Below are 14,815 nucleotides of genomic sequence, written 5' to 3' on the forward strand. Positions count from 1 at the left end.
CGAACGTCGACGCCGCCGGTTCAGCGCCGGCGGCCACGGCTCGGAGCCACATCGTCCAGATCGCCCTGGATCGTGAAACTGGGCCCGTCCTCGATATCCTCCCGCCCCAGGATGAGCGGATCCCGGCGCTTGGAGACACCGACCTCCGGCTCTCGACGTCTGGGCGCTCCGGCCTCGCGAACAGACCTCGCGGGCGCTCGCGCGGGACGCGCAGGGCGCTCTTCGCCGAGAATCGATTTCGACAGCCCCAGCAGCGTCTCTTCCGCCTCCGCATGCGGCAGGACCCCGTCGCCCTCGCTCGCCTTGCGCGGATGCATCACATCCGAAACGATCGCGGCAACCTCATCGAGCGCATAGTCGTCGCTCTCGCGGATACGCACGAAGGGCAGACCGGCCGCCGCGCAGATACGGTCCAAGACGTCCTTTGGCGGCGGCTTGCCGCGACGCGAACGCGGGGCCAGATTCACCGCGCAGACGATGGACGAGGTATCGGCGGCGCAGACCAGATAATCGAACCGCCGGTCACCGAGCCGCAGATAGGCGCGATCCCGATCGTCGCGCGACAGACGCCCGCGCAGCCCCACCACGTCGGCCACCCGCACCTTGGCGTAAACCCGGTAATCCGTCCCGAGCGCGCGCTCCAGCACCGACACGAAGGCCCGCTGCTCGGGCGTGAAGAAGGTCCGATCCGCCACGTAGGGCAACGCGAACTGCCGTTTCAGGGACTTCCTCAGGCTCAACAGCATGGAGAGCACCAGAATGGCGGCAGCCCCAAGCAGGAAATAGAAGTACCCCATCGTCAGGTACCCGTGCCGGGAGCCATATCCAGACGCACGCCGTGCTTGTGGTACCAGGCCCGGTCGAGCGCCCAGACGACCGAATCCACGTCTGGCTCGGCCAGCATGACGGCGATGGCGCGCAGTTCGGTTTCGCGGAAGGCATGCTCGGCGGCCTGGAGCGCGCCGTCGTCCGCCGGCTTGTCGGCCAGGGACGGATCGACGGTCTTCACATAGGTCTCGATCGAGACCATATCGGCGAGCGGGCTGGTGAGCGTCACGATGCCGTTGAGAAAGACGGTGGCCCGGAAACGATAGGGCGACTGCGCCAACACCGGATCCTCTTTCAGCAGCGTATTGAGCTGCCACACGCGCGGGGCCGCCCCGTAGCGATCCCAGGCCAGTGTCGCGATGAGAAACAGAAACAAACCGGCGGAGATGATGATGGAGTTTCGCGTCAGGCGATCCATGTGTCGAAGACCTCGAAAAACTGTCCACAATGACCGCCGTCGGGGCGGCGGATGTCAACGGCGCATCATGCTTGGACAGGTGGACCCGGTGCAACCCTGGAGCGGATGCCCGACTCGCGCCGAGGGCATAGAATAGGGCCGAGTCTCGCCCCTTCCCATGAGATCCCACGATGGACAACAGATCTCGCTCGGATCCTCATCCCAGCATTGCATTCACCGCCTATCTGCGCCTGCGCCCCTACGGAGACCGACTGCTCACGCCCGCCGTCGCCGTCTGGCTCGGTTTCGCCTGGGTCCTGATCCTGCTGATGGCGAGCCTCGAAGGCGTCGTCTGGGGACTGATCGGGGCCTCGATCGTGCCGCACGACGCGCCCTGGATGCGCCCCTTGGCCGGGCTCTTCATGTTCGCGCTCATGTTCTCGGTCATCTGGATCGTCGACGCCTCGCTCATCATGTCGGAGCGCCCCATGATCCGGGCACGGCGCTGGAATCCGAACGCCGAGCGCGGTCTCGGCGCGCTGCTGCGCTGGTGGCTCGGCATCCTGGCGCGGCTCGCCATCGTCGCCGTCTCGCTCTATGTCACCGCCCCATTCCTGGGCAAGCTGATCCGTGCCGACGACATCGCGACCTATCACCAGCGCCAGGTCGAGCGCTACCAGACGGAACGCGAGGCGCGGCTGCAATCCGAGATCGCCCGGGAGACGCGCGACACCAAGACGCTCTACACCGAGCGCACCGCTCCGTTGGAGGCCGAAATCGCGCGTCTGAACCGCTCACTCGCCGCCGAGCGCGAGCGCCGATCCCAGATCGAGCAGGAATTCGCACCGGTCATGGAGATCCTGCGCCAAGACCTAGCCGGCACCCAAAAACGTGTCGGAGACGAGATCCTGGGCCGCGACGGTCGCCCCGCCGGTCACGGCCGGGAGGCGCGCAAATGGGAGGCCAATGCCGAACGGCTCGCCCAGCAACTGGAGGCCAAGCAGGCCGAGCTCGACCAGCAGAGCGCGCCCATCGCACAACGCATCGACCAACTCGAACAGACCCTACGCGGACGTGCCGAAGAGCTGGAACGGCTGCGCCAGGAGCAACAACGCCGGCTCGACCGCATCGCCGCCGAGGTCGCCGCGCGTCAGACCGAAGCCGCACCGCCACAGCTCACCTTCGCCGCGCGCTCGCTCGCGCTGCAGGCGCTCCGCGACCGTCCCGAGGAGCATGGCGTGCCCCATTTCGAGACGGTCGAGGGCTTCGCTCAGGCCGCGCTCGGAGTGCTCTTCTTCTCGCTGATCGCCATCAAGCTGTTCGAGCCGCCCTCGGTGCGTGCCTATTTCAGCGAGACCATCCAGATGCAGTACCGAAAATATCTGGACGGCGGGCTGGCCGAGATCCCCGGATTCGAGCTGCCCGAGGACCCCAGCCGGCGGCTCAACAGCGCCGAATTCGTGCGGCTCTGGAACGCCTTCGAGCGCGACCCGGCCTCCTTCTACCAGGAGCGCCAATCGCTCATCGAGGCTCGGGCGCCGCTGCGCCGTTTTCTGACCGAGCAGGCGCTCGAACAGGAGGCGTTGCTCCAGCGCATGGAGAATCTGCGCGGGGAACGGACGCATCTGCAACGCCGCCGCGATCATGAGCTGGCCGCGCTCGACCGCGAACTCGCGATCCGAACCGATCAGCTCCAGGCACAGCTCGCCGACGAGACCAAATCGCTACACAACCATCGCCGGATCGAGCTGGCAACCCAACTGCAGGAGGCGCGCGAGAGCTGGAATCGCAGCAGAGCCCAACAAGAGGCCGAGCTGCGCCAGCAGGAGGAGGCGCTCGCCCTGGAGCAGGAAACCGCCCGCGAGGCATTGCGTCTGCGCGAGCGCGAAATCGCCGACCTGCATGCGCGCGGAGAGGCCGAAGCGCGGCAGTCCGAACTCGCCAAACAGCTTGCCCACGCCGAGAAGCTCGCCGAACTGGAGCTGAAACGCGAGCGCGAACGCGATCAGACGCGTCTCAAGGCCATGCGAGAGGAACTCGGTCGACTGCGTGCACTGGAGGGACGGCAGGGCAGCGAACTCCAGACGCTACGCGAGACCGAGCGCAAACTGAACGACCAGATCGCCAGCATCGAGCAAACCGCCCTCATCCTGAGAGAGGATCTCGAAACAGAGCGAACCCAGTTGAGCACACTCAATCAGGCCGCCGAAACCGAGGCCGCCGAAAGCGGACGTAGACGCGGATTCTGGACACGCGGCGAGAACAGCATCCCGCGCGACATCAAACGCGACATCAAGGCACTCGAAAAGACCGAACGGGCGAACAGCGAACGACTCGCCAAACTGAGCGAGGAACGGCGCACCCAGGAAAGCCGCCGCCAAGCCAATGCCACCGAGCTGCGCGAGACGGAAACCCGGCTCGCCGCCACCCGAGCGCGCATCGAACTCTACGAAGACAATCTGAGCCGGCTACTGGGCGCGCAGGAACAGGAAACGACACGCCCCCCGACCGAACCGAATGGATCAGCGACCCATCCGGGCGATGCCCCGTAGCTCCCGTAGCCTGGATGCGGCGCAACGACACCCAGGAAGCCATCCGGCGACGCCAGCGCAGCGCCCCCTGGCATAGCCGTCCGCCGCACGGATCAATCCGTTACCGAAACCCGCCTCAAGGCGCCTTCAGCACGGCACGGCAAGCCGCAGGCGGGGTCGGCTCCACGCGTCGCCCCCCGCCCTTCTTGCTCGGCTTGCTGCGGGCCTCTGGACTGAACCACCAAGCCAAATCCCGACCACAGCCGTCACCCGGCGGAACCGGTGCCTGATTCTGGCACAGCGGGCTGTCGTCCGGGCAGACGAGACGCACGTGGAAATGGGCGTCATGCCCCCACCAGGGACGGATCTTGCGCAGCCAGCTGCGGTCGCCGTGAGCGCTCTCGCACAGCGCCCGCTTGATCGGCGGATTGACGAAGATGCGATCGACCGACGGATGGCGCGCGGCGGTCTCGATCAGAAATCGCTGCGCGTCAGTCCAATAGCGACTGACGCCAAGACCATCCGGGGTCACCATGCTGTTTGGATCGCTGCGATTGTCCATACGGTCCCGCGCATCCGCAGGCGAATCGGCCAGGGTGAACCAGATGTCGACGTCCAGGCCGATCTGATGGCTGCGGTGCGACGAGGACATGAGCCCGCCACGCGGCTGACTCAGATCGCCGACCATCATGAGCCGATCGCCGTGACGCTGCTGGGCGCGGCCTAAATCACGGATAAAGCCGAGCAGCTCGGGATGGCCATAGTAGCGATTGCGATAACGCCGCACGCTGACATAGCCAGCCCCCGTCTCGGGCAGCGCATCGGCACCGCCGATGCAGCCGTTGGAATAGCCGCCGATCGCACGCGCCGGCCCGGAGTTGGGCCGAGCCACGTCACCCCAAGGCGAGGCGACGGCTCCCGCCGCCGGGAGCAGAAGAAGCAACAATCCAGACAGAAGGCGCGCGCTCAGCCAACGTGAGTGGGTAACCATCGATGTGCATCCCGATTTCTAAGATTGCTGGAGAGAAGGAGCTATCGGACTGAGGGACGAACCGCATGTCGTGCGAACGCATTCGCACCTACGGCCATGGGAGGATCGCAAACAGGCGCCGCCGGCTCTCCCAAACGGCCCGACAAGACGCAACACACCCGCCTCACATGGGGAAACCGCCACCGCCAGGCGGCATGCCACCCGGAGGGAAACCGCCGCCGCCCGGCATGAAGCCTGGCGGCAGACGGCCCTGCATCGAACGCATCATCTTGGCCATACCGCCACCCTTCATCTTCTTGAGCATCTTCTGCATCTGGGCGAACTGCTTCAGCAGCTGATTCACGTCCTGGACCTGAGTGCCGGAACCGGCGGCGATGCGACGCTTCCTGGCCCCCTTGATAATGGCCGGAAACTGACGTTCCTTGAGGGTCATGGAGTTGATGATGGCGACCAGCTTGCCCATCTCCTTGTCGCTCGCCTTGTTCTTGACGTGCTCGGGGAGCTGGTTCATACCGGGCAGCTTCTCCATCAGCCCGAGCATGCCGCCCATCTTGTTCATCTGCTCCAATTGCTCCTTGAAGTCGGAGAGATCGAAGTCCTTGCCCTTTTTGAGCTTCTTGACCAGCTTCTCGGCCTGATCCCTGTCGACCTTGGACTGCACCTCCTCGACCAGCGACACCACGTCGCCCATGCCGAGGATGCGCGAAGCGATACGGTCGGGATGGAACGGCTCCAGCGCCGTGGTCTTCTCGCCAGTGCCGAGGAACTTGATCGGCTTGCCGGTGATTTGGCGAATCGAGAGCGCCGCACCGCCACGGGCATCGCCATCCGTCTTGGTCAGAATGACACCGGTCAGCGGCAACGCCTCGTCGAACGCCTTGGCCGTGTTGGCCGCGTCCTGACCGGTCATGGAATCGACCACGAACAGAGTCTCGACCGGCTTAAGAGACGCGTGGATGGACTTGATTTCGTCCATCATCTCGGTGTCGACGTGCAGACGACCGGCGGTATCGACGATCAGCACGTCCTTGAAATGCTTGCGCGCGCTGTCGAGCGCGCGCGTGGCGATCGCCACCGGATCCTCGTCGCCCTGGCTGGGACAGAACTCCGCGCCGACCTCGGCCGCAACCGTCTTCAACTGCTCGATGGCCGCAGGACGATAGACGTCGCAGCTCACCACCATGACCGATTTCTTCTGCTTCTCCTGCAGCCAGCGGGCGAGCTTGGCGACGCTGGTCGTCTTGCCCGAGCCCTGCAGGCCGGCCATGAGGATGACCGCAGGCGGCTGGGCGATGAGGTCGAGCTGCTCGTTGGCCTGCCCCATCAGCATGACCAACTCGTCGTTGACGATCTTGATCAGCACCTGACCCGGCGTCAGACTCTTGGTCACCTCCTCGCCGAGCGCCTTCTCGCGGACGTCCTCGACGAACTGGCGCACCACCGGCAGCGCCACGTCCGCCTCCAGCAACGCCATGCGGACCTCACGCAGGGTCTCTTTGATGTTTTCGTCGGTCAAACGACCCTGACCACGGAGGTTGGTCAGGACACGCTCGAAGCGATCCTGCAGATTTTGGAACATGCTACGACCTCGAATCGGCGCCTAATCGGCGCAATTTCAAGAAAAAACCATTGCCATCGGCTTACGACATGACTTGTGAGTATAATGCAGGGTCAATGTTGGACGATACGACCACAATACGTTCCCCGTTCCACCGTTTTTATTAAGATGACGTCGAGAACATGACTCATACCCTCCTCGCCTACATCGCCACCGCCAGCTACATAGCCGCCGCCGTGCTCATCGGCATGCGCCTGTTCCGCAAGGAGGGTTGGATTCCCCCTCGCTCGCTGGCAATCGCCGTCGCCTTCCTCGGCCTAGCGCTCCATAGCTGGGTTCTTTGGGACAGCATCTTCAGCCGCGCAGGCATCAACCTCGGCTTCTATCACGCCCTGGCGCTCACGTCCTGGACCATCATCGCACTCCTACTGGTCTCTAGCCTGAGCAAACCGGTCGACAACCTGGGCCTGATTCTGCTGCCCGCCGCCGCGTTGAGCCTCCTGCTCGAAACCCACTTCGCGGAAGTCGGCTTCATGCGCGCCTCGGCCTCCTGGCCGCTGAAGATCCACGTCCTGCTGTCGATGCTGGCCTACAGCCTGCTGACCCTGGCCGCCGTCCAGGCGATACTGCTCTCCGTCCAGGACTACCATCTGCGTCACCGCCACCCCGGCGGATTCGTGCGCACCCTGCCCCCGTTGCAGACGATGGAAAGCCTGCTGTTCGAGATGATCTCCGCCGGATTCGTCCTGCTCACGCTCGCCCTGATCAGCGGATTCGCCTTCTTGGAGAACATGTTCGCCCAGCATCTGGTGCACAAGACCGTGCTCTCGGTCCTCGCCTGGCTGGTCTTCGGCGGATTGCTGATCGGACGCTTCCGCAAGGGCTGGCGCGGGCGCACCGCCATCGCCTGGACCCTCGGCGGATTCGTGATCCTCATCCTCGCCTACTTCGGAAGCAAGGCCGTCCTGCAGTTCGTCCTGCAGCGCTAAAGCGTCCACTCGTCCCGCGCCTCGACCCAGGCGCGGGCCTCGCCCGCCCCCCCCCTATTTCTCACCCTGCCCCTTGTTTCCAACGACTCTCTAGGTGCAGAATGGCCCACCTACCCGACCGGGACGCCAGTAATGGCCTACCCCTAAGGTTCGGAGACCCATCTAAGGGGCCGTAGCTCAGCTGGGAGAGCGCCGCGTTCGCAATGCGGAGGTCAGGGGTTCGATCCCCCTCGGCTCCACCAAATACCCTTCGAAGTATCGAAAAACCCGCCGATGCGGGTTTTTTGTTGTCCGTCGTTCTCGCCGATCGTTACCCTTGGGGGCCAGGACCAGCACTGAAGCCCGGTACGGGAATGCACCGACCTTGTCGCCCTCGCCTCCCGCCCCTATAGTTGAGCCCATGCGAATCCCCCGCCGCTCAGCCACGCTCATCCTGATGCTGACCCTGCTCGTGCTGCAGGCGCAGGTGTGGGCGGCGGCAATGCTGGGCTGTCGGCATGAGGGGCAGATGACCGCGCAGACGATGACGCTCTGCCAGCATCATCTCCCGAATAGCATGCCGTCGGAGCCGGCGCATTCCTCGCTCTTCGACTGCCAAAAGTGCGCCCTGCACAGCCTGGTCACGGTCGCCGTGCCAGTGGCCTTCGCACTTGCGATTCCCGACCGCTTCGATCCGCCGACGCCTGTCGTTGGGGCGGAGCGGCATTTCTATCGCTTCATCCCAAGACCCCCCGAACGACCTCCACGCGCCTGACGTCCTTGCGAAAAACCGATGCGGTAGTGGCTCCGAGCCGCCACCGCCCTTGACGTTTGTCTGCGGGAGACACCCATGTCCACCCATTCGAAGACCCGCATTGGCGCGGGCCTCGCCAGGGTTGCTGCCCTGGCGCTCATCTGTACGACCCTCTCCGGCTGCGACGGACCGGCATCCGATGTCGGCTCGACCGACAGAGAACACTCGGCCCAGGAAACGGCGCTGGAGCACGCCGCCAAGCATCTGGACCCCACCTACATCTGCCCCATGCATCCGCAGATCCAGCAGGACCACCCCGGAACCTGTCCCATCTGCGGCATGGATCTGATCGAGAAGCGCGTCACGCCGAAGGCCGCAACGCCCAAGGCCGATCCGCATCCCGAAGTCGCGCTCAGCGGCGCCATGCAACAACGCCTGGCGGTGCGCACCGCCAGGGTGGAGCGCGGAACGCTCGCCCGCCAGATACGGGCCGTCGGCCGTGTCGCCTACGACGAGACCCGTCTGGAGCATCTGCATCCACGCGCGACGGGCTGGATCGAGAAGCTGAACCTGCGCGCCGAGGGCGAGCCGGTCACACAGGGCCAGACGCTCGCAGAGCTCTATGCCCCGGACATCCTCTCGGCACAGGTCGACTTCCTGATCGCACTGGAACGACAAGGCGGCAACGCACCCAAAATCAAACCGGACAAGGCACGCAATATCCTGCGTCTGCTGGGGGTGCCGGAGCCGGTGATCCGCGACATCGAGCGGACCCGCCAGACCCGCAACACCATCCCGGTTCTGGCCCCATCGGACGGTATCGTCACCCGCATGACGGCCCGCGACGGCATGTACGTGACCCCGTCGAGCGAGATGTTCACCATCGCCGCCCTGTCGGACGTCTGGGTCCTGGTCGACGTCTTCGAGCACCAACTGGCCTGGATCCAGCCAGGCATGAGCGCAGAGATGCGAGTACCGGCCTATCCCGGCCGGACCTGGACGGGCAAGGTCGACTATCTCTATCCGGATCTGGACCCCGAGACCCGCACGCTACGGGTACGGCTGGTCTTCGCCAACCCAGGGCGCGAACTCAAGCCGAATATGTTCGCCGACCTGCTCATCGCGGGCGAACCCAAGCCGAACGCGCTCAAGATCCCGCGCGATGCGCTCATCGTCACCGGCGAGCGCGAGACTGTCATCAAGTCGCTCGGCGAGGGTCGCTTCCAGCCGGTCGACGTGGTGAGCGGGATGGAGTCCGAGGACCAGGTCGAGGTGATTTCGGGTCTCGCGGCGGGCGATGAGATCGTCGTCTCCGGCCAGTTCCTGATCGACTCCGAATCGAGTCTCCAGGCCAGCTTCCGGCGGATGCGGTGAGCCCATGGATAAGGTCATCGACTGGTCGATCCGCAACCGCTTTCTGGTCCTGCTCGCCACCCTGATCCTGACGCTGTGGGGAATCCTGGCGGTCAAACAGACCCCTTTGGACGCCATCCCGGATCTCTCGGACGTGCAGGTCATCATCCGCACCAGCTTCCCGGGCCAATCGCCACGGGTGGTCGAGGATCAGGTCACCTATCCCATCACCACCACCATGCTGGCGGTGCCGGGGGCGCAGACGGTCCGGGGCTATTCCTTCTTCGGCGACTCCTACGTCTATGTCATCTTCGAGGACGGCACCGACCTCTACTGGGCGCGCTCGCGGGTGCTGGAATATCTGAATCAGGCGGCCTCGCGCCTGCCCGAGGGCGTGAGCCCACGACTGGGACCGGACGCCACCGGGGTCGGCTGGGTGTTCAGCTATGCACTGGTCGACCGCACCGGCCGACACGATCTGGCCGAGCTGCGCAGTCTCCAGGACTGGTTCCTCAAGTTCGAGCTACAGACCGTCTCCGGCGTCGCCGAGGTCGCCTCGGTCGGCGGCATGGTGCGCCAATATCAGGTCGTCGCCGATCCTGAGAAGCTGCGCGCCTATGGCATTCCGCTCGCCAAGCTGTCGAGCGCCATCCGCAACGCCAACCAGGAGGTCGGCGGCTCGGTCGTGGAGCTGGCGGAGGCCGAATACATGATCCGCAGTCGCGGCTATCTGCAATCGGTCGCCGATATCGAGACCATCCCGATCGAGGTCACGCCCGAGGGCACGCCCCTGCTGCTGCGCGACCTGGCGCGGGTGCAGATCGGTCCCGAGATGCGCCGCGCGGTCGCCGACTTGGACGGCGAGGGCGAGATCGCTGGCGGCATCGTCGTGATGCGCTACGGCGAGAACGCGCTCAGCACCATCGCGGCGGTCAAGAGCAAGTTGGACGCGCTCGCACAGGGCCTGCCCGAGGGCGTCGAGATCGTCCCGACCTACGACCGTTCCGAGCTGATCCTTCGAGCGGTGGACAACCTCAAGGACAAGCTGCTGGAGGAATTCGCCGTCGTGGCACTGGTGTGCCTGGTCTTCCTCTTCCATCTGAGGTCGGCCTTCGTCGCCATCGTCAGCCTGCCACTCGGGGTCCTGGCCGCCTTCATCCTCATGCAGCACCAGGGGATCAACGCCAACATCATGTCGCTCGGCGGGATCGCCATCGCCATCGGGGCCATGGTGGACGCGGCCATCGTCATGATCGAGAACGCCCACAAGCACCTGGAACGCTATCGCCATACCCATGGCGAGGCGCCGCGCGGCGAGGCGCACTGGCGGGTCATCGGCGCGGCGGCGACTGAGGTGGGGCCGGCGCTCTTCTTCTCGCTGCTGATCATCACACTGAGCTTCCTGCCGGTCTTCGCCCTGGAGGCTCAGGAAGGACGCATGTTCGCGCCGCTCGCCTTCACCAAGACCTACGCGATGGCGGCAGCGGCCGGACTCTCTGTGACCCTGGTGCCGGTGCTCATGGGCTATTTCATCCGGGGACGCATCCCGAGCGAGGACGGTAACCCGCTGAACCGGGCGCTGATCTGGATCTACCGCCCGCTGCTGCGGGCTGTGCTGGCGGCGCCGCGCACGACCATCCTGATCTCGATCCTGATCGTGGCGAGCCTGCTGGTGCCGCTCCATGGCGTCGGCGGTCTGCTTGCTCCCCTGAAATGGCCGCTCCAAGCGGCCGAACTGGTCCGCCAGGATGCCGGAGCCTCGGCGTTGGAACGTCTCGACGACTGGCAGAAGGAGCTGTCGAACAGCTGGCGCGGCCTGACCGCCGGTCTGCCTTGGCTCCAGCGGCTGGGGACGGGGCTCGGCTCCGAGTTCATGCCCGAACTCGACGAGGGCGATCTCATGTACATGCCGACCACCTTACCGGGGCTCTCCATCGGCAAGGCCCAGCAGCTGCTGCAGCAGACCGACCGCATGATCGCCTCGCTGCCCGAGGTCAAGCGGGTCTTCGGCAAGATTGGCCGCGCCGACACGGCCACAGATCCGGCGCCCCTGACCATGATCGAGACCCTGATCCAGCTCAAGCCGCGCGATGAATGGCGCCCCGGCATGACGCTGGACAGGCTGATCGAGGAACTGGACGCGACCCTGGATATCCCCGGCGTGACCAACGCCTGGGTGATGCCGATCAAGACGCGCATCGACATGCTCGCCACCGGCATCAAGACCCCGGTCGGAATCAAGGTCGCGGGACCGGAGCTGGACGAGATCGAGCGCATCGGCGAGGAGATCGAGCGTGCGCTGCGTGAGGTTCCGGGCACGGCATCGGCCTTTTCGGAGCGGGTCGCCGGCGGTCGCTATATCGAGATCCAGCCAGATCGGGTCGCGGCGGCACGGGTCGGACTCAACATCTCGGACATCAACGCGGTGGTGGCCGCCGCCGTCGGCGGCGTCAACATCACCCAGACCGTCGAGGGACTGGAACGCTACCCCGTCAATCTGCGCTTTCCGCGCGAGGAGCGCGACGACCCGCACAAGCTCCGCGAGCTGCCCATCGTGACCCCGACCGGCGCGCAGGTCCCGCTCGGCCAGATCGCCCGGGTCGAAATCGTCGACGGCCCCCCCATGCTCAAGAGCGAGAACGGGCGGCTCAACGGCTGGACCTTCGTAGACATCCGGGGCGTGGATATCGGCAGTTATGTCGCCGCCGCACAGATCAGGGTCCGCGATCAGGTCAAGCTGCCGCCAGGCTATTCCATCACCTGGTCGGGACAATACGAGTACATGCTGCGGGTGAAGGAACGACTGACACAGGTCGTACCCTTCACCCTGATCATCATCTTCGTCCTGCTCTATCTGATCTTCCGCCGGCTCGGCGAGGTGTGGCTGGTGATGCTCTCGCTGCCCTTCGCCCTGGTCGGCGGCTTCTGGCTGATCGCCGTGCTGGGCTATCACCTCTCGGTCGCGGTGGCGGTCGGATTCATCGCGCTGGCCGGCGTGGCGACCGAATTCGGCGTGGTGATGCTGGTCTATCTGGACAACGCTATCAAGGAGCGACGCGAGCGGAATGCACTGCGCAACCCGGACGATCTCAAGGCCGCCATCATGGAAGGCGCGGTGCTAAGGGTACGGCCCAAGGCGATGACGGTCGCGGTCATCATCGCCGGCCTGCTGCCCATCATGATCGGACATGGAACCGGATCGGAGGTGATGCGCCGCATCGCCGCCCCCATGGTCGGCGGAATGCTGACCGCCCCCCTACTCAGCCTCTTCGTCATCCCGGCCATCTATCTGGTCTGGCGGCGAAGGGACCTGAGCAAGACGGCCGACGGCCGATCGCCCGAGGCCGACGACACCATCGACACGACCAAACGAGGAAACGGATGAAAACGCTGATCGCATTGACAACGGTAATGACCCTGAGCGCCTTTCCGGCTGGAGCCCAGACCATGGACCATCAGACGATGGGGCACGAGGCCATGGGATCCATGGGGCAGTCCGAGCAAAATGGCGTGACCATGGGGAAAGGGGTGATCAACTCGGTGGACGCAGCCAAGGGCGAGGTCAACATCAGCCACGACCCGATTCCGGCCCTGAGCTGGCCGGCCATGACCATGGACCTTCCGGTCACAGAGCAGGTCGATCTAACGGGTGTGAATCCAGGCGACAAGGTCGACTTCGGCATCCTTCTGGGTGACGACAACGTCTACCGCATCACGGAGCTGAAGCCGCGCGACTAACCTCGCTCGCGACACACGTCGAGCCGGCGATCAGACCGGCTTGGCGTTCATCATCCAGATCGCGATGATGAGCGGAATGCTCGCGATGATGCCCCAAACCACCCAACTTAGCGCGTCGCGCTTGTAGCTTGCGGGGATATCGCCATCGACCGCGAAGACACGGGCCTGACGCGCCTGCCGAATCTGTGCGGGAACCAGTATGCCGAGCCAGAGTCCACCGGAGAGGAAAAGCATCGCCTGCCCCCAGATCAGCCAGGTGCTGCCGAAGAGGTCGAGCCCACCGACCGCAGCGGCCCCGTAACCGCCAATCATGAGGAACGCAGCGCCACCGACGGTGAACCACCAGTCGGTGAGCGTGACCAGACGTTGACCAAAGGCGACGAGCCTCGGGTCGTCGGTCCGATCGGCGGCCATCTTCCAGATCATCGTAACGATGGCGTTGCCGAGCAACAGAATCACACCGAATAGATGAAGCGACTTCAACAAGGCGTACAGCATCCGTATCTCCTGGCTTTTCGAACAGTAAGTGGAGCCGCATCCCAGTCGCACGGCGGGTTTTTCAGCTCATTCGCTTATGAGATACTTTCGAGGTAAATAGGGCAGCCTGATCGATCCCAACAGGATCGTTGAGCCTGACGATGGCGGAGCCCGATGGCCTGCGGTCGGAAAGCCTGGGACGACATCCGCGCCCTCTTCCCGCACAGCCTCCGCTGCCACCGATCGACCGGAGGTACCCCAAGTTGCTTTCCCTCGTATCCATCTTTTCAGGCGCCGGACTGGGCGCGCTGCTGCGCTGGTATCTGGGGGCGCGGCTGAACCCCGTTTTCCCGACCCTGCCGATCGGCACCCTGACGGCCAACCTGCTCGGCGGCTTCCTGATCGGCTTGGCGATCACCTGGTTCACGCGTCACCCGACCGTACCCCCGGAACTGCGCCTGATGGTCGTCACCGGATTCCTGGGCGGGCTGACCACCTTCTCGACCTTCTCGGCCGAGGTGGTCAACCTGCTGATGCGAGGCGAGTATCTTTGGGGATTCGGCGCCATCGCCGCGCATCTTACCGGATCGCTGGCCATGACCGCCGTGGGCGTCGGGCTGGCCCAGCTGCTGATGCGAGCCTGAGAGACTGCGGTCCTCCCCGGGTTTCGCAGAGCTTCACCCCAGTGACGGGATGACGCGAAACCTGGACGAACCGAAGGACCGCCATTGTCGCAATGACCGAGAGGGCCTCAACCATGTCTGGCTGTTTTCTCAAATTCTACGTGGCCGAAAACCGGCGCCACCAGCACAAGCTGGCCTATGAATGGCTGCTGGAAGAGGCGCAGACGTTCGGCCTGAGCGGAGGCTCCGCCTTCCGCGCCCTAGCCGGATTCGGTCGGCACGGACGGTTGCGCGAAGAACATTTTTTCGAGCTCGCCGGAGATACCCCGATCGAGGTCGGCTTCGTACTGACCGACGACGAGGCCGACCGCTTCGTCGCCCATATCGGCCAGCAGGGACTGAACCTCTTCTACCTGCGTGTGCCGGTCGAATACGGGTTCACCGACGCCAAGCAGGATTGACCGGGACCGCGAAGACGCACAGATCAAGACGGTTCAGTATCGCACGCATGACTTAACGCTGGCGGACTCCCGACCCCGAGCTGCATGCCTGTGCAGCTCAGCACGAGAATCCATTCCACCATTCGCACCGCGCGTG

The 14,815-nt window shown here is 64.8% G+C and carries 13 protein-coding genes and 1 tRNA gene; 9 read left to right on the forward strand and 5 right to left on the reverse strand.

The features are described from left to right. Positions 1-20: 20 nt before the first annotated feature. Together ACFSJC_RS17815 and ACFSJC_RS17820 are read right to left on the reverse strand one after the other, a co-directional pair. Positions 21-797, reverse strand: a complete 777-nt coding sequence (locus tag ACFSJC_RS17815) for a DUF2726 domain-containing protein (protein WP_386028537.1) — start codon at positions 795-797, stop codon at positions 21-23. Between the two features lie 2 nt (positions 798-799). Continuing rightward, positions 800-1,246 carry a hypothetical protein gene (locus ACFSJC_RS17820; RefSeq protein ID WP_386028538.1) on the reverse strand — a complete coding sequence of 149 codons (447 nt, stop codon included), beginning with the start codon at positions 1,244-1,246 and terminating at the stop codon, positions 800-802. Positions 1,247-1,416: 170 nt separating this feature from the next. Here ACFSJC_RS17820 and ACFSJC_RS17825 point away from each other — a divergent pair, with 170 nt between their 5' ends. Beyond that, positions 1,417-3,777: a hypothetical protein gene (locus tag ACFSJC_RS17825; protein WP_386028539.1), complete on the forward strand. Its 2,361-nt coding sequence runs from the start codon at positions 1,417-1,419 to the stop codon at positions 3,775-3,777. 115 nt (positions 3,778-3,892) lie between these two features. Here the strand turns inward: ACFSJC_RS17825 and mepA are convergent, their stop codons facing one another. Both mepA and ffh read right to left on the reverse strand, forming a co-directional pair. Next, positions 3,893-4,747, reverse strand: coding sequence for a penicillin-insensitive murein endopeptidase (gene mepA, locus ACFSJC_RS17830; protein WP_386028540.1), 855 nt, complete (start codon positions 4,745-4,747; stop codon positions 3,893-3,895). Between the two features lie 163 nt (positions 4,748-4,910). Continuing rightward, the gene (ffh, locus tag ACFSJC_RS17835; protein WP_386028541.1) at positions 4,911-6,326 is read right to left on the reverse strand and encodes a signal recognition particle protein; all 1,416 of its coding nucleotides are present in this window, start codon (positions 6,324-6,326) and stop codon (positions 4,911-4,913) included. A 161-nt stretch (positions 6,327-6,487) separates the two neighbouring features. On the opposite strand from ffh, the gene ACFSJC_RS17840 reads away from it, so the two are divergent. From ACFSJC_RS17840 to ACFSJC_RS17865, 6 genes are all read left to right on the forward strand, one after another. Further along, a complete protein-coding gene (locus ACFSJC_RS17840; RefSeq protein ID WP_386028542.1) occupies positions 6,488-7,294 on the forward strand; it encodes a cytochrome C assembly family protein in 807 nt (268 codons plus the stop codon). Positions 7,295-7,460: 166 nt separating this feature from the next. Beyond that, positions 7,461-7,536: transfer RNA gene (locus tag ACFSJC_RS17845), tRNA-Ala, on the forward strand. Positions 7,537-7,694: 158 nt separating this feature from the next. After that, positions 7,695-8,048, forward strand: coding sequence for a hypothetical protein (locus tag ACFSJC_RS17850; protein ID WP_386028543.1), 354 nt, complete (start codon positions 7,695-7,697; stop codon positions 8,046-8,048). A 75-nt stretch (positions 8,049-8,123) separates the two neighbouring features. After that, positions 8,124-9,401: an efflux RND transporter periplasmic adaptor subunit gene (locus tag ACFSJC_RS17855; protein WP_386028544.1), complete on the forward strand. Its 1,278-nt coding sequence runs from the start codon at positions 8,124-8,126 to the stop codon at positions 9,399-9,401. Positions 9,402-9,405: 4 nt separating this feature from the next. Next, positions 9,406-12,765 carry an efflux RND transporter permease subunit gene (locus ACFSJC_RS17860; protein WP_386028545.1) on the forward strand — a complete coding sequence of 1,120 codons (3,360 nt, stop codon included), beginning with the start codon at positions 9,406-9,408 and terminating at the stop codon, positions 12,763-12,765. Continuing rightward, positions 12,762-13,118, forward strand: a complete 357-nt coding sequence (locus tag ACFSJC_RS17865) for a copper-binding protein (protein WP_386028546.1) — start codon at positions 12,762-12,764, stop codon at positions 13,116-13,118. The genes ACFSJC_RS17860 and ACFSJC_RS17865 overlap by 4 nt, the downstream gene beginning before the upstream one ends. Before the next feature lie 30 nt (positions 13,119-13,148). Here ACFSJC_RS17865 and ACFSJC_RS17870 read toward each other — a convergent pair whose 3' ends face one another. Next, a complete protein-coding gene (locus ACFSJC_RS17870; RefSeq protein ID WP_386028547.1) occupies positions 13,149-13,616 on the reverse strand; it encodes a DUF2269 family protein in 468 nt (155 codons plus the stop codon). 242 nt (positions 13,617-13,858) lie between these two features. Here ACFSJC_RS17870 and crcB point away from each other — a divergent pair, with 242 nt between their 5' ends. Together crcB and ACFSJC_RS17880 are read left to right on the forward strand one after the other, a co-directional pair. After that, positions 13,859-14,239: a fluoride efflux transporter CrcB gene (crcB, locus tag ACFSJC_RS17875; RefSeq protein WP_386028548.1), complete on the forward strand. Its 381-nt coding sequence runs from the start codon at positions 13,859-13,861 to the stop codon at positions 14,237-14,239. A 113-nt stretch (positions 14,240-14,352) separates the two neighbouring features. After that, positions 14,353-14,679, forward strand: a complete 327-nt coding sequence (locus ACFSJC_RS17880; protein WP_386028549.1) for a DUF190 domain-containing protein — start codon at positions 14,353-14,355, stop codon at positions 14,677-14,679. The last annotated feature ends 136 nt before the right edge of the window (positions 14,680-14,815 follow it).

It is taken from the genome of Thiorhodococcus fuscus (genome assembly GCF_042682685.1).
In the GTDB taxonomy this organism is placed as follows: Bacteria; Pseudomonadota; Gammaproteobacteria; order Chromatiales; family Chromatiaceae; genus Imhoffiella; species Imhoffiella fuscus.